The following is a 19,382-nucleotide window of genomic DNA, read 5'->3' as shown; positions in this document are numbered from 1 at the left end:
ACGGCCACAACCAGCGTTCTGACAGTTCAGCCGGTATGATGACACCCGTTGCCCAATAACTGAGCGCCAGCACCGCTGTTACTGCCAAACCGAAGTCCGCTTCCAATCTATAATCATACCATAGACGCTTTAATATATTGCTCTGCATAAAAACTGGGGACGGTTCCGCTGATCCACTTTGGATCAGCGGAACCGACACTATTTTATAAATTTATTGCTTCCATCAGCTTGACGGCATCGACATACTGGGCTATGCCCTCAGCCACGCGTTTCGCGTTCTGCATGGCATGAACCACAGTGGCTTGTGCGTTGGCCACATCACCACCAGCAAACACGCCCTTGCGAGTAGTCATGCCGTAAGGAATATCACGGGTGATGAGGAATTTCCTTTCGTCGTTCTCCAGCCCTGGTGTGGTGCGCACAATCTTTGTCTTAGGTTCAGCTCCGATTGCCATGATAACATTCTCGGCAGGCAGCGTCTGGCGCACAGGCTCTTTGTCGGGTTCCTTCGTCTCCAGCACAATCTCTGTGATGTCAAGGTTATCGTCAACATGAATCTCGGTTATGTTGCTCCAGAAGTTGAAGTTGACACCCTCTTTCACCGCGTCGTCATACTCTGCACGCAGGGCTGACATCGTTTCCAATCCTTTTCTATAGACCACGTCCACTCGCTTCGCAGCAACGCGCAACGCCGTGCGCGAGGCATCCATAGCCGTGTTGCCGCCACCTATCACCCACACATGGGCACCAGGCTTGACATGGGTCTCATCGGGACTCATGAAGCCTTCCTGTATAAGCTCTACGCGACGCAGGAAATGGGCTGCCTTGCGAACACCCTGCAGGTCTTCACACTTGATTGCGCCCTCACCTTCAGAGAGACAGCGCCCATTGCGGTAGATGGGTATCTCGAGCGTCTTGGGTTTGCCCAGCCCCGTGCCTATGAAGATGGCATCAAAGCCCTGACCGAAGAGGCTGTCAATGGTGATGTCGAAGCCCACATGGGTGTTGCGATGAATAACTACGCCCATCTTCTCGATATAGCGTATCTCGCGTGCCACAACTTCCTTGGGCAGTCGGTATTCAGGGATGCCATAGCGCAGCACACCACCACACTGGGCCTCCATCTCAAATATCTCTACCGAAAAGCCCATGCGCGACAGGTCGCCAGCCACGGTGATGCCCGAGGGACCGGCACCAATAACTGCCACGCGACCACGCTTCTTCTCCACGATATTCTCGTGTGTAAGCTCGTTTTCTGAGTCGAAGTCGGCCACGAAGCGCTCCAGCTTACCAATGTTCAGCGCCTGTCCTTTCTTGCCCAGCACACAGTTGCCCTCACATTGTTTCTCGTGGGCACACACGCGACCGCACACGGCCGGCAGATTGCTCTTGCTGCGGATAATACTGATGGCGTTGCCAAGATTGCCCATTGACAGCTCGTGCACCCAGTCGGGTATATCGTTGCTTATGGGGCATCCCTTCTGACACTGTGGCACCTTACAATGCAGACAGCGTTGTGCTTCGTGGATGGCCTCGGCCATCGTATAGCTCTCGTTTACTTCTTGAAAAGCTGTTTTCTGATTCATATTTTAGTACAATAGATTGTTTTCATCGGCAAAAATACGATAAACCTTTGAATCGTCAAAATGTTTTGCTAAAAAAGTGAATAATCGGAACTGTTCCAATTTTTTACCAAATAATTCACTTTTTCTTGTACTTTATTAATTTTCTTTTCTACCTTTGCATCCAATTAAAGCAATCATTATCAAACTAAAAACAACAAAACTATGGAAAAGAAACTTCTTTCTATGATGACCATCGTCCTGATGGCACTTGTATGTACCACATTCACCTCATGCGGAGACGACGACGATGACAACAAAACAGTTAAAAGTCCTATTGTAGGCACATGGATAATCTCTGAGTCTGGTGACGACTGGTCAAGTACGGAAACCATTGTCTTCAACAGCAATGGCACTGGCACACTGAGTATATCAGGATATGCCACAGCAAACAAAAAGCGAGAGTCTTACAGCTACAGTCAAAGTTTCACCTATAACATACTATCCGACAGGCTGCTCCAAGTTCATTTTGAAGTAGGCGAATTATACACTAAAGCTGTAGATAAAGTTTGGGCATACTCCGTCAGTGGCAATCAGCTCACAATCAACGACGGCTACGACGTTGGCAAAGACTACTCCGAGACATATACCAAGAGATAACCGCATGGGGACTCAAAGCGCCTCTTTCACAGTTTTACACACCGCAAAGCAACGAAATTTCCAAGGACAAAAGCATCGCTTTTCCCAAAAAGTTGTATATTTGCAGCGGAAAAAGTTAATTAAGGTACGATTATGGAGACAATGCAACTACGTGCGGAACTATTCCGCGAAATGAATCCATTGCTTGACAACAATGTAATGCTCAGTAAGATGCTCGCATTCGTAAGGTCTCTGTTTGCAGCTCAGCAAATGGAGCAGGAGGCTGCACAGAAGAAAGGCTACAAGATGCAAAACGTGTCGCCTGAAATTGAGAAATGGAGCGGTTGCGCCACATTCACCCAAGAAGAGATAGACAGTGATCCACGGTTAAAAGCAATCCTAAGCCGATGAAACGCGTATTTCTTGACACCAACATTCTGATTGACTACATTCAAGCGTGCGAAGGTTGCCGGATGTGACGCCATCATCACCGGCAACAAACGTCATTTCACTGAGTTCTGCGACATGCCACTGATGACAGCCAATGAATTTTTGACGGAGTTGGTACCCTTGTAACTTCGGTATTAAATAAAAAGATAATATGAAAAAGGCTCTTTTGTTATTCATGGCATGTTTAGCCATCACTGAAACTTCAGCACAGTCTACCATTGATGAAGTATTTGCTACTTTAAAGCCAAATAATTCAATGTCGTTCTATACAATTAACTCCAATATCTATGGCTTAGATTATGCGGATGCTATCGTAAGGAAATACGATAAAGAATGGCATCTGTTGGAAACTCATGATGCACACCAGGAAACATATAATGCGAAATACTCGCAATCAGCATCACAAGGTTCAAAATACAATTCAGAACTTTCGAAATACCAGCTTAAGGAATGGGAAGATAGAGAAGCGTCATTTAGGCAAAATAAAAGATACTCCTTTTCAACAACAAACTTCAATGAGTTCTGGCAAGGCGATGAAAGCAAACTGTATTATATCAAACAGACTCACAAAATGTTTATATCAAGCCATTCGGTTTACAAATATGGAGACAACTACAAGGGCATTGAGGGTGAGATAAGTAGCACATCCAATTATTATCAGGCATTTGTAACAGACTTTGAATTTATTGATTGGGATGGGAATAAAATCCAGACAATCATATTGCCATATTATGTGGATTATGCAAGCCCACAATTTGTCAATGTCGAGGACAAGTCATACATTGTAATAGGTGCAAACAAAATCTACAAAAAGAATATTCCAGAAGATTGGGAGTTACATAGTGGAACAGAGTACAACATTGAAGACAGGGAAGTAGAGCCTGATGTGTATCATCACTTTGTTTTTGAATACGTGAAAGAGACTAACGAAGTTAGACACATTAAGACTTTCACATCATCAAAAGAAGACAAAAAAGAAATTGCCGTATTTGATCTTAATGGTAAGCAGTTGTCTTCGCCACAGCCTGGTGTGAATCTGATTTTGTATTCTGATGGAACTAGTAAGAAAGTAATGATGAAATGAAGCACCTGAAAAACGGGGTTCCGATTATCCACTTAGACTATCAGAAATAGAGCAGAGTTGCGGTAAATAATTATTCTTAGCCGGATTAAAATAGTTAAATCTGCGACACGGATTACATAATCTGCGTCGCAGATTTAATAATCTACGTCATGGTTTTATAAATCTGTGACGCAGATTTAAAAATAATAGTCTGTCTTGATGAGAATTTCTGACTGCATCCGAATCAATAACTGTCAGTATCTGAAAATATTTGCGACTATGTTAAGCTGCTATAACGGAAAAGTCGTATCTTTGCAAAAGAATAACGAAACAATCTGATTTATGGCACTTATAAAATCATACAAAGGCATGAGCCCCAAGTGGGGTAAGGAATGCTATTTCAGCGAGAATGCAACGATTGTGGGCGACGTGACTATGGGTGACGAATGCTCGGTGTGGTTCAATGCCGTGGTACGCGGCGACGTGGCTCCCATAACCATTGGCAACTGTACCAATGTGCAGGATGGCTCGTGCATTCATGTTACCCACGAGACTGGTCCCACCCATATCGGCAACTATGTGACGATAGGACATAATGTGACAGTGCATGCCTGCACCATCCACGACCACGCCCTCATTGGCATGGGCTCTACGCTGTTAGACGGATGTGAGATTGGCGAAGGTGCCATCGTGGCTGCCGGTGCTCTGGTGCTACAGAACACAAAGGTGGGCCCTCACGAGATATGGGGCGGAGTGCCGGCAAAGTATATCAAGCCTACACGCCCCGGTCAGACCGACAATGCAGAGCACTACGTAGCCTATTCAAAAGAGTACCTTAAGGAAGAATAGGACACGAAATTATAATTCTGATGTCTTTTCTCTCAGCCAAGCCCGTTCTTCACTGCTGAGCAGCGGTGCAAGACGCTCATATACCAAGGCATGATAGTCGTTGAGCCATTTGCGCTCATCGTCGGTAAGCATGCCGGGGACTATCGGCGTCGTGTCTATCGGACAGAGAGTCAGAGGCTCCAGTTGGAGATAGCTGCCACGCTCAGCCTCATCATCTACAGAGAAGAACTTTGACGTGTCGGCAGGCACCACAATCATGGTGTTCTCGATGCGCACGCCGAAACGCCCTGCGAGGTAGATGCCTGGCTCGTTGGTAATGGTCATATTGGCAACGAGAGGTTGCGGTTTCCATTCCATTCGTATCTGCTGAGGACCTTCATGAACGCTGAGGTAGCTGCCCACGCCGTGACCGGTGCCGTGGAGATAGTTCAGTCCTTCGCGCCACATGAACTGACGTGCCAGCACATCGAGCTGCGTGCCCTTGGTGCGATTAGGGAACACGGCACGTGCCAGGGCGATATGACCTTTCAACACAAGCGTATATACATGGCGCTGCTCATCGGTGACAGGTCCAAGAGCTATGGTACGGGTGATGTCGGTAGTGCCATCCTGATACTGTGCGCCACTATCGAGCAGCAGCAGTCCTTTAGGCTCTATCTCCGCATCGGTTTCTGGAGTAGCCTCGTAGTGGACTATAGCGCCATGAGCCTCGTAACCGGCAATGGTATCAAACGACAGATCGCGGTAGAGAGGCTGTTCAGCACGCAGGGCGGTGAGCTTGCGGTCTATGGAGAGTTCGGAAAGAGGAGCTTCTAATGAAGAAGGAGAAAGCAGACTCTCTTCCAACCACTTCAGGAAGCGCACCATTGCCACGCCATCGCGAATCATAGCACGACGATAGCCGGCAACTTCGGCATCGTTTTTCACAATCTTCATCGCAGGTATAGGAGAGCTCTCGCGGATAACCTTACGAGTAACGGCTTTCATGAGCACATAGCTCGTCTCGTCGGGGTCGAGAAGTATATTCTCTTCGAAATAGCTCTTCAGCCCATTCTTTATATTTGTGTAGTCATCAGTCTCTACATTGTTCTCTTTAAGATAGGCCTCAACCTCTCTCGAAAGTTTACGCTTGTCTGTAAACAGCGTCACCTTAGTGGTTGATATGAGCAGATAGGCTATGAACACTGGTGTACAATGGACATCGGTGCCGCGAAGATTGAGTGTCCAGGCGATATCATCGAGGGCGCTGACGAGCATTCCGTCGGCATGTTTTTCGCGAAGAGCACGGCGTATGCGGGCAATCTTCTGGGTGCAGCCCTCTCCAGCATACTCCAATGGATGAACCTCTATCTTGTTCAGTGGCAAGGCTGGACGGTCGCGCCACACCTGTTGCAGCGGGTCGAAGTTGGTGCGCAGCGTGATGCCGCCCTGATGGCGAAGGTCGCTGACAAGCTGTTCCACCTCGGAGGTTGAACAGACCATGCCGTCAATGCCCACCTCGGGACTTCTCACCTCTTTCAGTTCCTGTCCCAGCCACTCGGCAATGGTCGGCGTGCCCTCAATCTTCAGCTTCATCAGCTTATACTCCGTGCCGCGCAGCTGCTCTTCGGCAGCAAGGAAATAGCGCGAGTCTGTCCACAAGGCAGCGCTCGTCATAGTAACTACAGCCGTTCCTGCCGAGCCGTTGAAGCCACTTATCCACTCACGACTTTTCCAGTGGTCGGCCACATATTCGCTTTGATGAGCATCGGTACTCGGAAAGATAAATGCCGACAGATGTTCGCGCTGCATCACCTCGCGCAAAGCTGATAATCGCTGATTGATGTCCATATCATTAGTTTATTTGCAATTTCCACTTTGCAAAGATACACCTTTTTAAAATAAATAACATATTTATTCAAGCAATAGTTAGCAAGTTACGCAATTTTTTTTTACTTTTGTACCAATCAAATAAACATTAAACAAATAAACAAATAACAAATTATGGCATTTTTAACTGACGAGAAACTTGTGATTGTTGGTGCCGGTGGTATGATCGGTTCTAACATGGTGCAGAGTGTTCTTATGCTGGGTCTGACCCCCAACATTTGTTTGTATGATATCTATGAGCCAGGCGTTCATGGCGTTTACGACGAGATGTGCCACTGCGCATTCCCTGAAGCGAACATCTCTTACACCGTTGATGCTAAGGAAGCATTCACCGGTGCAAAGTACATCATCTCTTCAGGTGGTGCTCCCCGTAAGGAAGGCATGACACGTGAGGACCTGCTGAAGGGCAACTGTCAGATTGCAGCCGACTTCGGTGAGAACATCAAGAAGTACTGCCCCGACGTGAAGCACGTGGTAGTTATCTTCAACCCAGCTGACGTTACCGCTCTGACTGCTCTGATTCACTCAGGTTTGAAGCCCAACCAGCTCACCTCTCTGGCAGCTCTCGACTCTACCCGTCTGCAGCAGCAGCTGGCTCAGGAGTTCGGCGTTCGTCAGGACAAGGTTACCAACGCCTTCACATACGGTGGTCACGGTGAGCAGATGGCAGTATTCGCAAGCAAGGCTCTCATCGATGGCAAGCCCCTCTCTGAGCTTCCTCTCTCTGCCGAGCGTTGGGCTGAGATCAAGCACATGACTACACAGGGTGGCAGCATCATCATCAAGCTCCGTGGCCGTTCTTCATTCCAGAGCCCAGCATATCAGGCTGTTAAGATGATTGAGGGTGCTATGGGCGGCGAGCCTTTCAAGTGGCCTGCAGGTTGCTATGTTAACGCATTCGGCTTCAAGAACGTGATGATGGCTATGCCTACCGTTATCGACAAGGACGGCGTTCACTACACAGAGCCCAAGGGCACTGCAGAGGAGATGGCTGCACTTCAGGCATCTTACGAGCATCTGCAGAAGATGCGCGACGAGATCATCTCTCTCGGCATCATCCCTGCTGTTGAGGACTGGTCAAAGGACAACGCCAACCTTTAAACATTAGATTTCTAAATCTATATAAAAACACATTACGGATTGCGCTATTGTTAGTGCAATCCGTTTCATTTTTCATAAAGTATTGTAAAAGTAAGTGGCAAAGCACTAAAGAAAAAGAGAATTATTACTATCTTTGCCCAAAATCCAAACAAGATATGGGAATTCAGAAACCTGCCGTTTAATTTTTATTGATCGAAAGAGAATCTCTGTGAAGAGAATCAAGGTGTGTCATGCATCAGTAAATAACACACCTTGACACAAAATGAATGATTAAAAAATAGCAGCAATACGGCGAATATTCTTAATCTTCTCCATAAATGACTCATTACGCTCTGCCATCAGCATGTCATACTCGTTCTGCATGGCCAAGAGTGGAGCTGCTTCAACGCCTAACGCAGCCTCCATCATCATCGCCAGTTCGTGGTTGAGTGCACGCTTCCCATTCAACACCTCATTCAATGCAGAATACGAGATGCCCATCTTCTTAGCCAGTCCTCGCTGAGAAATGCCACGAAACTCAAGTTCGTCCTTCAACACCTCGCCAGGATGCGTAGGCTTGTATGGCTTCAAGTTATTAGCTATCATCATAGGGTCTTTACCTTCTAATGTAATCATATTTCTGTTCTCCTATTTCTTTTTATAGTGATTTGACAACTCTGTTATACTACAAATGGCTGCAATCTGCTTGCCAGCCTCAGTTTCTTCTATGAACTCTATCCGATACTGGTCATTCACCTTTACTGAAGAAATGCCTTTCTTGTCACCAACCAGCTTCTCGTAGTGCAGAGAACCGTATTTTGTGAGTCCAAGTACATTTTCCTGTTGTTTCATCAGGTTAACCACCTTGATATACTTGTCGACAATCTGAGGCTGAAACCGATGCTTCTTATCATTGGCTTTGCCCTGCGAATAAAGTTCCTCTAGATATGTCTCTTCGAATGTTACTATCATTTGAGTGCAAAGATAAGAATTATTTCCATTGTTCGCAAATTTTAGAACACTTTTTATCTTTGAACGATAAAAACTTCCATGAAGCAGCAGCGACTGATACCTGTTTCACATACTAACGGCAGGCTTCTGAAATGGGAGCCTGCCGTTTAATTTTTATTGATCGTTGTTGTCTTATGAACAGAAGATGTTTGTTGATCGTTTTATTTGGACTAAAAAGTCCATAAGGAATAGTTGAGAACGAGGCTGTTGTACTAACAGTCTCGTTTATTTTACTATTACCTTCTTGCCATTTTTAATATAAAGGCCCTTATTGGGGTTAGTTTGGCGTCGGCCGAAAAGGTCGTAAATGGAGTCATCTTTAATTGAGGCAGTCTGAATATCAACAATGCCAAGAGATGTCTCACCGTTGATAGACACCGTATAGGCTTGAAATTGCTTTGTTTCTAACAAGTTGCCTTTATAGTTTGTGATTTTTCCGCAAACCACCACATCGTCGCCTACGTTTAATACTGTTTCCTGACCAGCATATCGCGTGTTTCCAAGATAGTATGCGCGATATATATAGAACTGGTTATCCTCTGTGCCATCCTCAGAAATATAGAACGTCGCATTACCATATTTTGTGCCAAATTGCTCTTTGATAGACACCACCTTACCCTTTACATACCAGTCTGTGCTGGTAACAGAATCTGGCATGAGCGTAGCAAAAAGGGTCTTAACCTCAGAAGTTGTAAATGGCTTTTCTGCCGTACCACCATCAACAACTTTGACAGTATATTGTATAGGACTTACCTGCCAAGCACCGTTTGTTTCACTGCCTGAATAAGGGGCCTCTGTGGCAATCATTTTTAGAGTACAATTCTCGTCTATATATATGGGAGCCCCTCCATCATGATAAACAGTATAACAAACGTTATCAGAGTATTCTGAATCAGGGAATGATCCATCTAATGTGTATTTTATAGCAAAGCCTTCCGAACTTTGGTTGTTTTCTCTATGAGGGATTACACGTATGGTAGAGCCTTTTATAATAGTTATCGGATTTGTTGACGAATCATATCCGTTATCAAATGATTTCCACGAGATAGGAGTATAATAGAAATAGCTTACCGTGTTATCCGATTGATAAAAAGCAGGTTCTCTTGAATCTTTCAAATAATACTCGCCTTTATCAGTACGATAGTATATTTTCATCCAAGGCAATTCTGTCGGCTCTGTACCAGTGCCGCTTAATGTAAAGGTTATTATAGGATTGTTTGGACGGTTGCCGTCAATGATGTTATTTCCAAATGTAATAGAATTAACAGGATTACCACCTGCATCATAAGCATCTACTCCTTGTAAGATAATTTTGTGCTTGCTATGGTTATTCACAACGGCCTCAACTTTACGAACATAATAATTGCCCGATGGTAATACAACAGACGAACCGCCATTCCAATGTACATTACAGTCAAGATATTCATTTACATTATAAGATTGATGCAAACTTACAACAGTAGTAAAATCTTTCCACTCATTCCACAAATCATTTTTCCTATAGAGACTAATACTTGCCAAGGGAACTTTAAGTATGCACTTACTTTTGTCAACATGATAAAATGCATAATTTCCACATTGTGGGGGAGTAGTGGCAAAGCACTTTATCTCAGACAGATTACAGCATTCAATAAATGCACTTCTGCCAATACTTGTCACACCGCTGCCAATAGTGACAGAATGAAGATTCGAGCAATGATAAAACGCTTGGTCACCAAGTGTTTTCACACTATAAGGTATTGTGACGGTTGTCAAGCCGCTACATTCCCTGAATGCGTTTTCACCGATGGCTGTCACATTATAGCTAATCGACTCATACTCTATGGCAGATGGTATTACCAACGCGCCTGAATACTTGATTTTTCCCGAAGTCACGGTCGCTTCAGTTTCAGTCAGGTCATAATAAATGCCATCTATTTTACAATCATATGCACTTGCTTTTTGCCCTACAATATTAAATAGAGTTGCAAGTAAGATTATTAATTTTATTTGTTTCATTTTGAAAAATAAAAAAGGACGGAACTGCTCTTTGCTTTTCCACCTCACGGGCACCGCCAAGCGCCTTGTATCAAGATGAGACTCTTTCTTAAGAATGTCTGCCTCTTCTAATGCTTCTTTGGCCCTTTCTAATCGATATTGCACCAATGATGCACGACTTTAATCGTCTAATGTCTCTTTCATAAAACAACTCCTTCATTCATAACATTCACATAGAACGGGGTCTTAAATGGGCGGTTTTCCCATTGCTTGCGCAACATAATCATAGGACTTATAATAACTCCTGTAGCCAGTTCTATATCATACAAAGCTCCAGAAACGGCCTCTTCGCGACGAAAGTCTCGCTTGTCACCATCTAATAGAATCAGCACATCGACATCGCTATCAGCACGAGCATCACCCCGTGCTTCTGAACCATATAGTATGGCGGTTGCCGTTGGCTCCGTACTTTGAATGGTCTGACGAATCTGATTAACTATTTCCGGTCTCTTCATAATTACCTTGTATCCTCTGCAAATTTAAGCATTATTTCCGAAACGACCAAATTTTGGAGCAGCGAATGCAGAGAAAAGAACAACTTTTACTTTCACATGAACAATTCAAGTGAACAATTCAAGGAAATCGCAATCGTAGCCAAATCGTAACCACTATTCCACCCGAATAAGCGGATTATTTAGTAACTTTGCAGCAGAAATCTCAAACTACGGAATTATGACGATTGAAATTCTATTCAGGCTCCTCGGCTCACTGGCATTGCTCATCTACGGCATGAAGACGATGAGCGACGCCCTACAGAAACTGGCGGGCCCGGGACTGCGCCACGTGCTGGCCAAGATGACATCGAACCGCCTAAGCGGGATGCTTACGGGAACCTTTGTGACGTGTGCCGTACAGTCTTCATCGGCCACGACGGTAATGACCGTCTCGTTCGTTTCGGCAGGACTGCTGACACTGGGTCAGGCCATTTCAGTCATCATGGGCGCGAATATCGGCACGACGCTGACAGCGTGGATCATGTCGCTGGGCTACAGCGTCGACCTGACCGTTGTTGTGTTCCCCGCATTCATCATCGGTATGACACTCATATACAAGAAACGTCATCGTGTGGTGGGCGATTTGCTGTTCGGACTGGCGTTCTTGTTCTGGTCGCTGGTGATGCTGAGTACGGTGGGCCATGACATGGACTTGGAGCACAATGCAGACGTGGTGGCGTTCTTCGCCTCATTTGACACGGGCAGTTACTTGACCATCATCGCTTTCCTTGCCGTCGGCACACTCATCACCTGCATCGTCCAGTCATCGGCTGCGGTCATGGCCATAACCATACTGCTCTGCTCAACGGGCGTGCTTCCTATCTACATGGGCATAGCACTGGTGATGGGTGAGAACATCGGCACAACGGCTACGGCCAACCTCGCTGCCCTCGGTGCTGGCACAGCGGCGCGGCGGGCTGCATTAGCCCATCTGCTGTTCAACGTGTTCGGTGTCCTCTGGGTGCTCTGCGTGTTCTATCCCTTCGTCGATATGGTGTGCGGAATGGCGGGCTACAACCCTGCAATGGCAGGACAGACGGAGCGATTGCCTGTCGTGCTTGCCCTGTTCCACACCTGCTTTAACGTACTTAACACCGCCCTGCTCATCGGCTTCATTCCGCAGATGGAAAGGCTGGTCTGTATGCTGATACCTGACGGGAAGCAGAAGAATAACGAGACATCACTTCACTTCATCACTGGCGGACTCATGGCCACGCCAGAAATCTCCGTTCTACAGGCACAAAAGGAGATTGTGCTCTTCGCCGAACGAATGCAGCGCATGTTTGGAATGACACGCGCCCTGCTTGACGAGAAGAACAAGAAGGACTTTGAACACCAGTACGAGCGCATAGCAAAGTACGAGATCATTGCCGACAACATGGAATTTGAGATAGCTCACTATCTGGAACAGGTCGGCAACGAGCACCTTTCGGACGACACGAAGCACAAAATACGCGACATGCTCCGTCAGATTGGCGAACTGGAGTCCATCGGAGACGTTTGCTATAAGACCGCCCGCACCATCCAACACTTGCGCGATGGACGCAGCGACTTCAATACCCAGCAGTATTCCCGGCTACACGAAATGATGCAACTGGTGAACGAAGCCCTCACACAAATGATGGTCATCGTAAGCGGACGACGCGAAGACCTCAGCATTGATGCTTCACAGGATATCGAGCGCGACATCAACAACCTGCGAGACCGCATCAAGGCAGAGAGCCTGAGCGACATCAACAGCCATGCCTACTCCTACGCCATAGGCTCGCTTTACACCGACATCATCACCGACTGCGAACGTCTCGGCGACTATGTGATGAACGTAGTCGAAGCCCGCCTCGGCAAGCGTTTTCTCACCTTCCGCAGTCTCCAAATCAACCTCGACCGCAAGACCGTCAGCATCGACGGCCAGCCCGTCAACCTCACACGTACTGAGTTCGACCTGCTCGTCCTCTTGTTGAAGAATCGTGGAAATGTCCTCTCCCGCCAACAGCTCATGGACGCTGTCTGGGCTGGCGTCATCGTCACCGACCGCACCCTCAACGTCCATATCACCCGCCTCCGTAAGAAAATCGGCACATATGCTCGACACATTGTCAGCCGCCAAGGCTTCGGCTATGTGTTTGAAGTGGAATGATACATTCACGGAATAACAAGCATAAACTAAATTTTCAGACCAAATAACCGTACTTCTCTAACAACATTTAACCATCTGATTATCAATTATTTAAATATTAAATTTATATAAAAATATACAGGGGTAAACCCCTGTTAAAATTAGGTTCATCCGACAAATGCATAGGTAATCAACAAATAAATGAATAATAAGAAAGATAGCTAAGATAAAAAAGTACTACCCTGTAAAGTCGGCATGTATGGAATCTCTATGCGGTATACGTCTTGCTCCTCAATGACGGGCTCTTTGCCGTTAGCGTATAGAGGGGTGTACTTGAACATCTTTTCATACCACTAGCCAGTTATTCAAAGATATCGTAAAAAAGGAGGATTTATTTGGTGGGATAAAAATTTATCCCTATATTTGCATCTATCAAGAATGAAGGGATGAAGCCAAAAGATTTAAAGAAGGCCAAGGCTCTGTGCGAGACTTTTCAAGAAGAGTTCATAGAGAAATGGCACGAACACATGGATGATAACGATGAATAATTATGGCAAAGATTGAAAAATTATGGTTTGACGCCAATCGCATTTATTTGTTGACAGATGGAGGCGAGACTTTAAGTCGTCCGCTGGAAGCATTCCCTGTTTTGAAAGAAGCTTCCGAATCAGAGCGACTTGATTTCAAAATTGGACGATTTGGTGATGACATACGTTGGGAGAAGTTGGATGAAGACATACATTTATCTAGTTTTTATGATGTCGTTGAACCTAATCCTGACAATGAGGTCGCAAGAATTTTTGGCCGATTCCCTCAGATTAATGTATCAGAAATGGCCAAGTATATCGGTATTAACAAAAGTCTACTGGCCAAATATATTTATGGTATCAAAAAACCCAGTAGTAAACGAATGCAGGAAATCAAGCAAGCATTTCATCTGATGGGGCAGGAATTGATTGCCATTTGATACTCTAAAAACACCAGCGAGACAAACAAATCATTCTTGTTTATCTCGCTGGCATTCAATTGTTTAAGCCAATGTTCAGGCCTTAATACTCATCTTCGTTGAAGTTTAAAGCACATACTGAGTACCAACGGGTTACAATGCTCTGTGCCATTATTGTGCCACGAATTCTAGACATAAGATCAAAGATTATGCCAGGAGCTTCTTTACAATCTCAGAGATGACTCGGCCATCAGCCTTTCCTGCCAACTGCTTGCTGGCTGTGCCCATTACCTTTCCCATCTCCTTCATGCTTGTGGCTCCCACTTCAGAAATAATCTTCTTCACCTCTGCCTCAATCTCCTCTTGGGAAAGTTGCTTCGGCAGATAACTCTCCAATACTTCTACCTGAGCCAACTCTGCATCAGCTAAGTCCTGACGCCCTGCCTGTGTGTAGGTCGTTGCCGTTTCCTTGCCCTGCTTGGCCAGTTTTGAGATAATCTTCAATGCATCAGCATCAGCCAATGTGTCGTTGGCTCCAGGAGCGGTTTTTGCTTCCAGAAATACTTTCTTAATGTTGCGGAGCGTCTCCAGACGCACCTTGTCGCGAGCCTTCATCGCAGACTTGATGTCCTCGCTAATCTGATCGAATAAAGTCATAATGCTATTTTTTTAACTTTAACATGATACAAAGATACAGTATTTTTTCTTATTTATCCCCTTTTACGTGAAGTCTTAGTCTTTTTTAGCGATTACATACTCGCGTACATTACTATAAAATGTGGTAGAATCCGAAGAAATCTTCGCCAAGGATGATGAATATCATCTTTTCTTAGGAAGATGAGTATCATCTTCTTATTTGAAGAAGAGTATCAGAGATAGAATGCGAATTTCGAGCCTTTTGCGCCGATGCCGTCGTAGTCGGCAGTAATGGGGAACTGGCAACAGAGATTGCTGACGGCATCATCATCGAGGGTGACAGTCAGCTCCAGTTCGATGGCCATCCGTTTCTCGCAATAACTAAAATTCCAGATGCACTCTCCCAGAACAGCATTCACAACCGTTCTGATTTCATCCTGTGTGCGCCATATGGAATCGAAGTCAGTCATAATACTCAATATTCAGTTCCTCGCTGACGTTGAAATCATCATGGAACCCGTCATCATACGAATAGACGATTCGCATGCCACGATAGGTAGAAGGAACCTTCAATGATTCCAATAGATGCCATTTGGGACGGCCAAAGTCGTATGATTCCCTGTCGAGGAGGATGCGGTTGGAAACGAAGTCAAAGTGGTAATACCCACCACCGATGCACTGGTCACCCGGCTTCAGCAGATGTTTATGCTGGTTGACCATGCCAAGGCGGAAGTAACCATCCATTGTTATTATGAACTTCGGTAGTGCCATCATCATTTGTTCATTACCCATGCAAAACCCTTCGCCGTTCTCTTTTCTGAATCGATGAAATGGTTGCCAGGATTCCATTCTAGTATTGTGTTGCCAATCTGCTCTGCTAACAGCTCATTTAACTTACGTATAGCATTGCCTACTTGGGCCATCACAGGATTCTTTGTCTTTTCCTCCTTATCCCCAAGACTGAGATAGATGGATTTAGCAAAAGGTTTGTTGTCTGTAGCATATTCAATCCACTTGGGGAACCAGACCGATGGAGAAGCAGCAACTATCCCCTCAAACTTTTCTGTCTGATAGGATGCCCATAGTGCGAATAGTCCTGCCAGGGAATAACCCCCAAGTATTACATGAGGTATTTCCTCTTGAACCAAGGGCAACAGTTGGCTTACGATAAAATTCAAAGTATCAGTAGCCCCATTGCCAAAAGGAATCTTACCGAATACTGGAGGTGCTGGCCAAGGGGTGAGTTCCTTATTCCAGTTCTTAATCATAAATGCAACAAGGGAAAATGGCTTTTCGGATAGTTTTTTTATTATCTCTACTTCCTGATCTAATACTTCCAAGTCATGTTCATCTATAGGCTGAACCAACAAGAATTCAGCATTGGGATCTTTGTATAGATAGCATTCTCTTCCTGATATGTCAACACCAGTACCCTTCATCACTCACGCCAAGCATAGTCTGTATTTTTACTTTCATTATTCAGTCTTAATTCATAAAGTATCGTAATAGTGAGTGCAAAAATACGAAAAAGTGGGGAATTATCCGTAACCTTGCCCGTGGTTTTAATAAGTTTTGTGATATGAAGAAAGTTCTGATAGCTTTTGCAGTCATCATTGCTTTGGCAGCGTGTGGAAAGAAAAAGACTGCCGCTCCCGATAGTCATTGATGATGTGTTCCTATTTCTCAATTATTTCCCAATGTCCCCAATCTTATCGTCCTTAGTAAAGCAGACCCAAAAGCCACAGCGGAATTGCCCGCTCGCACTCATCAGATTTCAAGAAAGGTTGTGAGGCATTAAGTACAGTGCCAGCAGCGTCCTCCTTGTCAGCCAGACTATTCATATAGCGTTTAACATCGCATTCCTGACGATAGGTGAAATTGCGGTAGCCAGACTGAATATAATCAACAACAGCCTTAACAGCACCTCTTAGCAGTTTAGGAAGATAGACAGATAGAGAACCGTTCGGAAAACACGAACAGTTGTGACAGGCAGATACTACGCCTATTATACAAAAATGCGTTACGCAAATTTGTATAATTGGATTTTTATCACTGCTCAATCCCCTACCACTTCCCAATGCCCGCCTTTATCAGGCCCAATACGTTTAATCTTGTTTTGTTCTTTCATCCTGTTCAGCACATTCCAGATGCCATTTTTAGAGAGCCCTGTTAATTTCTGAAACTCTTGAATAGTTATTGAAGAATCTTTCATTATTGCCTCTTTAATAACATCTTCGAGTTCCTTCCCAGTTTTCTTCCCAGTTTTCTTCCCACTCTCATCTATAGTGGGAAGTAAAGTGGGAACATAAGGAATCTCTATGCGGTATACATCCTGTTCTTCTATAATTGGTTCCTTGCCATTAGCATAGAGCGGCGTATACTTGAACATCTTCCTTATTCCACTGCCAAGTTCCTCAACGATACCCATTTGAGAGAATACGTTAGCTATCTTGGGGTTCTTACGATGCGGACGCATTGTCTGGAGGTCGATGTGACCATAGACATACGGGATATTCCAGTTCTCGGTAACGATGCGGTCACGATAGATGGTAAACGTTGTTGGATAAGCACTACTGTACTCGCGATGGATGATGAGGTTTAGGGCAAGCTCTCTCAGTATCCTGTCACGCAGACTGAATCTCTGTATTCCCTCAATGTAGGGCTGTTCTGGCAGATGCTTCTTGATAAAGTCCATCATTATTGGATAGGCTTTCAACAGATTGCAACTCAATAGTGATCGAGGGACAGTCCCCTGATCACTATTTAATTAATTCATTTTCCTCATAGAAAGTCTTGGCATCAAACCATGTGATGGGCGAGGCATGCTCTTCGCCGCCGCCACGATAGATGACCTTTGCACCGACTTTGGTCCAGGTTAAAAGCCCGTCGAGGGCCAAGTCCAGCATGATAGTCTTGCCTCCACGGATAATACCGGAGCTTATATTGAGGTTGTAGGGTATTTCCACAATGTCGTTCTCCAAACCCTTATAGTCGGTGGCACGGAATACCATTTCGTGCTGTTGGCCGTCTTTCTCGTAATAGACGATGTAGCTCAGCTTATCGGTCAGCAGGTCGGAATTGTCGTCAGCGATGAGGGGAATCTCGACCGAAAGCCTGATAACGGTTTCAACAGTGTTATAATCCATTTTAACCTCAGGTGCTGCGGGTGTTGCCGCTACCTCCTCCTTCTTCGTGAACTTGTTGTTTCGGAATACTAAGTACCCGTAGTAATCCAATATGCGATATGAACTGTTGATGCACATCGTCTTACTGGAACTGATGATGTCCTGCTGGGCGTCGTAGTCAAATACGATGTCTGTCAGCTCGTATTCCGTATTGCCTTTGTCCACAAAACCTGTCAGATAATAGTCTTGACGAGGGTTATCTTCTTCTTGCCATGAGCCGACATACTGGAGGGATGGGATGGTGATGGTCTGATGGTCGGGGCTGAGCGTGCCTTTGGCCCATCCATTGGCATCGACATGAGGGAATTTGAAATAGACGTCATTGCCGTCGAAACCTATCAAGACCTCCTCCAAGGCATCACCAGCTTTTATCAAATAGCCATCATCATCAATGTCAAGTATCTCATATTCGAAACGGTACGGGCTGGCTGTCACGCCGGAAGGAAGGAGAATGGGGTCGGGAACGACATAGCGCTCCTTGGTGATGTAGCAAGCGGCGAAACCATAGTCAACGGAATGTTTGTCGATGTCATACAGAGAAATCGCATAGTCGCTCTCCATGGTTCCCTTCCCGGCATCGTAGGTCAGTTTTATGTCACAGATTTCATCTTTTTCATCAAGACCCAAGAAAAGCGTTTCACGCCATTTCCAGTAATAGCCCAGGGACTGTTCTTTCTCAATTGTGATGACACCATCCTTCAGATGACCATGTAACCACGCCAGAGGCATCTCCTTGAAGAGTCCCTGTATATAGACATCCTCCCCGTCGAATCCTATTGTCGCGCCGTAGTTGAGGCAATAGTCATAATTGTCTCTGCCCGTGATATACCACTGCTCGGTGGTCACTCCTTCCGGCAGCGTCACGACGGATGCTTCCTTGAAGGTGCCCGGCATCACGGTGATGTTCTTCATGATGTTTGACACTTGGGTATGGCTGGGCGCATCAGACTCTGCTACAGCGAATTTCGCATCCTCAGGAATGGTCAGGATGCGCATCTCCGGATCGTAAGTGCACTCAAAGTCGGTCAGCTGTTTCGCCTTGTCGCTTGTGTCCATGATGCCGACAACATACTTCTCGCCCGTCTTGTCCTCGCCGACATACTGACCGCTCTTGAACAGGCAGGTGCCTGCACTGGTCAACGTACCTTTCACGAAACTCTCGGGGAATGACGAGGAGAAGCCTGTGACATAGACATCCTGTCCGTCGAAGGCCACCTGTACGTTTTTCTTTTCATAGGACGTCTGCTCCCGGTCTGTCATGGTCACGATTCTGACCGTTTGCATAGTGCAGCCCTTGCTCACCACGCCCTGCGGGAGCGTCACTAACTTTCCCTGTGTGGACTCTGATGGTGTCGCCAGGCTATCCGAGTCGGAACAGGATGTGAAGACTGGCAATATACTAAGTAGGGTAAGCACTCCTTGAATCATTCTTTTCATGGCATATA

Annotated in this window: 20 protein-coding genes and 1 pseudogene; 9 read left to right on the top strand and 12 right to left on the bottom strand. The window is 45.6% G+C overall.

What is annotated here, in order from left to right; genetic code table 11:
* Positions 1-203 precede the first annotated feature (203 nt).
* Entirely contained in the window at positions 204-1,586 is a 1,383-nt protein-coding gene (locus M1L52_RS06110; protein ID WP_248614046.1) for an NAD(P)-dependent oxidoreductase, read from the bottom strand.
* A gap of 201 nt (positions 1,587-1,787) precedes the next feature.
* Between M1L52_RS06110 and M1L52_RS06105 the strand changes: the two genes are divergently transcribed.
* The 5 genes from M1L52_RS06105 (at position 1,788) to M1L52_RS06090 (ending at position 4,563) form a co-directional block, all read left to right on the top strand.
* Positions 1,788-2,222, top strand: a complete 435-nt coding sequence (locus M1L52_RS06105) for a hypothetical protein (RefSeq protein WP_248614045.1) — start codon at positions 1,788-1,790, stop codon at positions 2,220-2,222.
* A gap of 132 nt (positions 2,223-2,354) precedes the next feature.
* Positions 2,355-2,612: a hypothetical protein gene (locus tag M1L52_RS06100; RefSeq protein WP_248614044.1), complete on the top strand. Its 258-nt coding sequence runs from the start codon at positions 2,355-2,357 to the stop codon at positions 2,610-2,612.
* A gap of 30 nt (positions 2,613-2,642) precedes the next feature.
* Positions 2,643-2,777, top strand: coding sequence for a hypothetical protein (locus tag M1L52_RS16370; RefSeq protein WP_262917944.1), 135 nt, complete (start codon positions 2,643-2,645; stop codon positions 2,775-2,777).
* A 25-nt stretch (positions 2,778-2,802) separates the two neighbouring features.
* Positions 2,803-3,735, top strand: coding sequence for a hypothetical protein (locus M1L52_RS06095; RefSeq protein ID WP_248614043.1), 933 nt, complete (start codon positions 2,803-2,805; stop codon positions 3,733-3,735).
* A 321-nt stretch (positions 3,736-4,056) separates the two neighbouring features.
* Positions 4,057-4,563, top strand: coding sequence for a gamma carbonic anhydrase family protein (locus tag M1L52_RS06090; RefSeq protein ID WP_248614042.1), 507 nt, complete (start codon positions 4,057-4,059; stop codon positions 4,561-4,563).
* Positions 4,564-4,572: 9 nt separating this feature from the next.
* On the opposite strand, the gene M1L52_RS06085 is transcribed toward M1L52_RS06090, so the two are convergent.
* On the bottom strand, positions 4,573-6,393 hold the full coding sequence (locus M1L52_RS06085; protein ID WP_248614041.1) for an aminopeptidase P family protein: 1,821 nt from the start codon (positions 6,391-6,393) through the stop codon (positions 4,573-4,575).
* A gap of 153 nt (positions 6,394-6,546) precedes the next feature.
* Here M1L52_RS06085 and M1L52_RS06080 point away from each other — a divergent pair, with 153 nt between their 5' ends.
* Complete coding sequence (locus M1L52_RS06080; protein WP_248614040.1) at positions 6,547-7,533, top strand: malate dehydrogenase; 987 nt, start codon at positions 6,547-6,549, stop codon at positions 7,531-7,533.
* 270 nt (positions 7,534-7,803) lie between these two features.
* Here M1L52_RS06080 and M1L52_RS06075 read toward each other — a convergent pair whose 3' ends face one another.
* The 4 genes from M1L52_RS06075 to M1L52_RS06060 all read right to left on the bottom strand — a co-directional run bounded on the left by M1L52_RS06075 (position 7,804) and on the right by M1L52_RS06060 (position 11,015).
* Entirely contained in the window at positions 7,804-8,148 is a 345-nt protein-coding gene (locus M1L52_RS06075; protein ID WP_248614039.1) for a HigA family addiction module antitoxin, read from the bottom strand.
* A gap of 12 nt (positions 8,149-8,160) precedes the next feature.
* Positions 8,161-8,484, bottom strand: a complete 324-nt coding sequence (locus tag M1L52_RS06070; RefSeq protein WP_248614038.1) for a type II toxin-antitoxin system RelE/ParE family toxin — start codon at positions 8,482-8,484, stop codon at positions 8,161-8,163.
* A gap of 264 nt (positions 8,485-8,748) precedes the next feature.
* Positions 8,749-10,665: a leucine-rich repeat domain-containing protein gene (locus tag M1L52_RS06065; RefSeq protein WP_248614037.1), complete on the bottom strand. Its 1,917-nt coding sequence runs from the start codon at positions 10,663-10,665 to the stop codon at positions 8,749-8,751.
* Between the two features lie 35 nt (positions 10,666-10,700).
* Positions 10,701-11,015, bottom strand: a complete 315-nt coding sequence (locus tag M1L52_RS06060; RefSeq protein ID WP_248614036.1) for a nucleotidyltransferase domain-containing protein — start codon at positions 11,013-11,015, stop codon at positions 10,701-10,703.
* A gap of 217 nt (positions 11,016-11,232) precedes the next feature.
* On the opposite strand from M1L52_RS06060, the pseudogene M1L52_RS06055 reads away from it, so the two are divergent.
* The 3 genes and pseudogenes from M1L52_RS06055 to M1L52_RS06040 all read left to right on the top strand — a co-directional run.
* Positions 11,233-12,903, top strand: a pseudogene (locus M1L52_RS06055) (Na/Pi cotransporter family protein); the annotation flags it as partial.
* 24 nt (positions 12,904-12,927) lie between these two features.
* Positions 12,928-13,191, top strand: coding sequence for a winged helix-turn-helix domain-containing protein (locus M1L52_RS06050; protein ID WP_410896777.1), 264 nt, complete (start codon positions 12,928-12,930; stop codon positions 13,189-13,191).
* A 529-nt stretch (positions 13,192-13,720) separates the two neighbouring features.
* Positions 13,721-14,137, top strand: coding sequence for a DUF2442 domain-containing protein (locus M1L52_RS06040; protein ID WP_248614034.1), 417 nt, complete (start codon positions 13,721-13,723; stop codon positions 14,135-14,137).
* Between the two features lie 186 nt (positions 14,138-14,323).
* Here the strand turns inward: M1L52_RS06040 and M1L52_RS06035 are convergent, their stop codons facing one another.
* The 6 genes from M1L52_RS06035 to M1L52_RS06010 form a co-directional block, all read right to left on the bottom strand.
* Positions 14,324-14,773: a GatB/YqeY domain-containing protein gene (locus M1L52_RS06035; RefSeq protein WP_248614033.1), complete on the bottom strand. Its 450-nt coding sequence runs from the start codon at positions 14,771-14,773 to the stop codon at positions 14,324-14,326.
* Between the two features lie 212 nt (positions 14,774-14,985).
* The gene (locus M1L52_RS06030) at positions 14,986-15,222 is read right to left on the bottom strand and encodes a hypothetical protein (protein WP_248614032.1); all 237 of its coding nucleotides are present in this window, start codon (positions 15,220-15,222) and stop codon (positions 14,986-14,988) included.
* Positions 15,215-15,544, bottom strand: coding sequence for a hypothetical protein (locus M1L52_RS06025; protein WP_248614031.1), 330 nt, complete (start codon positions 15,542-15,544; stop codon positions 15,215-15,217). Before M1L52_RS06025 ends, M1L52_RS06030 begins: the two co-directional genes overlap by 8 nt.
* A complete protein-coding gene (locus tag M1L52_RS06020) occupies positions 15,526-16,020 on the bottom strand; it encodes an alpha/beta hydrolase-fold protein (RefSeq protein WP_248614030.1) in 495 nt (164 codons plus the stop codon). The genes M1L52_RS06025 and M1L52_RS06020 overlap by 19 nt, the downstream gene beginning before the upstream one ends.
* A 788-nt stretch (positions 16,021-16,808) precedes the next feature.
* Entirely contained in the window at positions 16,809-17,450 is a 642-nt protein-coding gene (locus M1L52_RS06015; RefSeq protein WP_248614029.1) for an ATP-binding protein, read from the bottom strand.
* Positions 17,451-17,511: 61 nt separating this feature from the next.
* A complete protein-coding gene (locus M1L52_RS06010; protein WP_248614028.1) occupies positions 17,512-19,374 on the bottom strand; it encodes a hypothetical protein in 1,863 nt (620 codons plus the stop codon).
* Positions 19,375-19,382: the final 8 nt, after the last annotated feature.

Origin of the sequence: Prevotella sp. E13-27 (assembly GCF_023217965.1) — a bacterium.
Lineage (GTDB): Bacteria > Bacteroidota > Bacteroidia > Bacteroidales > Bacteroidaceae > Prevotella.
Note: the sequence above shows the minus strand (reverse complement) of the source record. Positions and strands in the feature narration are given on the sequence as shown.

Coding starts and splice junctions, on each gene's coding strand:
- M1L52_RS06110 (WP_248614046.1), bottom strand. CDS start 1,586: ATGAATCAGAAAACAGCTTTTCAAGAAGTAAACGAGAGCTATACGATG.
- M1L52_RS06105 (WP_248614045.1), top strand. CDS start 1,788: ATGGAAAAGAAACTTCTTTCTATGATGACCATCGTCCTGATGGCACTT.
- M1L52_RS06100 (WP_248614044.1), top strand. CDS start 2,355: ATGGAGACAATGCAACTACGTGCGGAACTATTCCGCGAAATGAATCCA.
- M1L52_RS06095 (WP_248614043.1), top strand. CDS start 2,803: ATGAAAAAGGCTCTTTTGTTATTCATGGCATGTTTAGCCATCACTGAA.
- M1L52_RS06090 (WP_248614042.1), top strand. CDS start 4,057: ATGGCACTTATAAAATCATACAAAGGCATGAGCCCCAAGTGGGGTAAG.
- M1L52_RS06085 (WP_248614041.1), bottom strand. CDS start 6,393: ATGGACATCAATCAGCGATTATCAGCTTTGCGCGAGGTGATGCAGCGC.
- M1L52_RS06080 (WP_248614040.1), top strand. CDS start 6,547: ATGGCATTTTTAACTGACGAGAAACTTGTGATTGTTGGTGCCGGTGGT.
- M1L52_RS06075 (WP_248614039.1), bottom strand. CDS start 8,148: ATGATTACATTAGAAGGTAAAGACCCTATGATGATAGCTAATAACTTG.
- M1L52_RS06070 (WP_248614038.1), bottom strand. CDS start 8,484: ATGATAGTAACATTCGAAGAGACATATCTAGAGGAACTTTATTCGCAG.
- M1L52_RS06060 (WP_248614036.1), bottom strand. CDS start 11,015: ATGAAGAGACCGGAAATAGTTAATCAGATTCGTCAGACCATTCAAAGT.
- M1L52_RS06040 (WP_248614034.1), top strand. CDS start 13,721: ATGGCAAAGATTGAAAAATTATGGTTTGACGCCAATCGCATTTATTTG.
- M1L52_RS06035 (WP_248614033.1), bottom strand. CDS start 14,773: ATGACTTTATTCGATCAGATTAGCGAGGACATCAAGTCTGCGATGAAG.
- M1L52_RS06030 (WP_248614032.1), bottom strand. CDS start 15,222: ATGACTGACTTCGATTCCATATGGCGCACACAGGATGAAATCAGAACG.
- M1L52_RS06025 (WP_248614031.1), bottom strand. CDS start 15,544: ATGGGTAATGAACAAATGATGATGGCACTACCGAAGTTCATAATAACA.
- M1L52_RS06020 (WP_248614030.1), bottom strand. CDS start 16,020: ATGATTAAGAACTGGAATAAGGAACTCACCCCTTGGCCAGCACCTCCA.
- M1L52_RS06015 (WP_248614029.1), bottom strand. CDS start 17,450: ATGATGGACTTTATCAAGAAGCATCTGCCAGAACAGCCCTACATTGAG.
- M1L52_RS06010 (WP_248614028.1), bottom strand. CDS start 19,374: ATGAAAAGAATGATTCAAGGAGTGCTTACCCTACTTAGTATATTGCCA.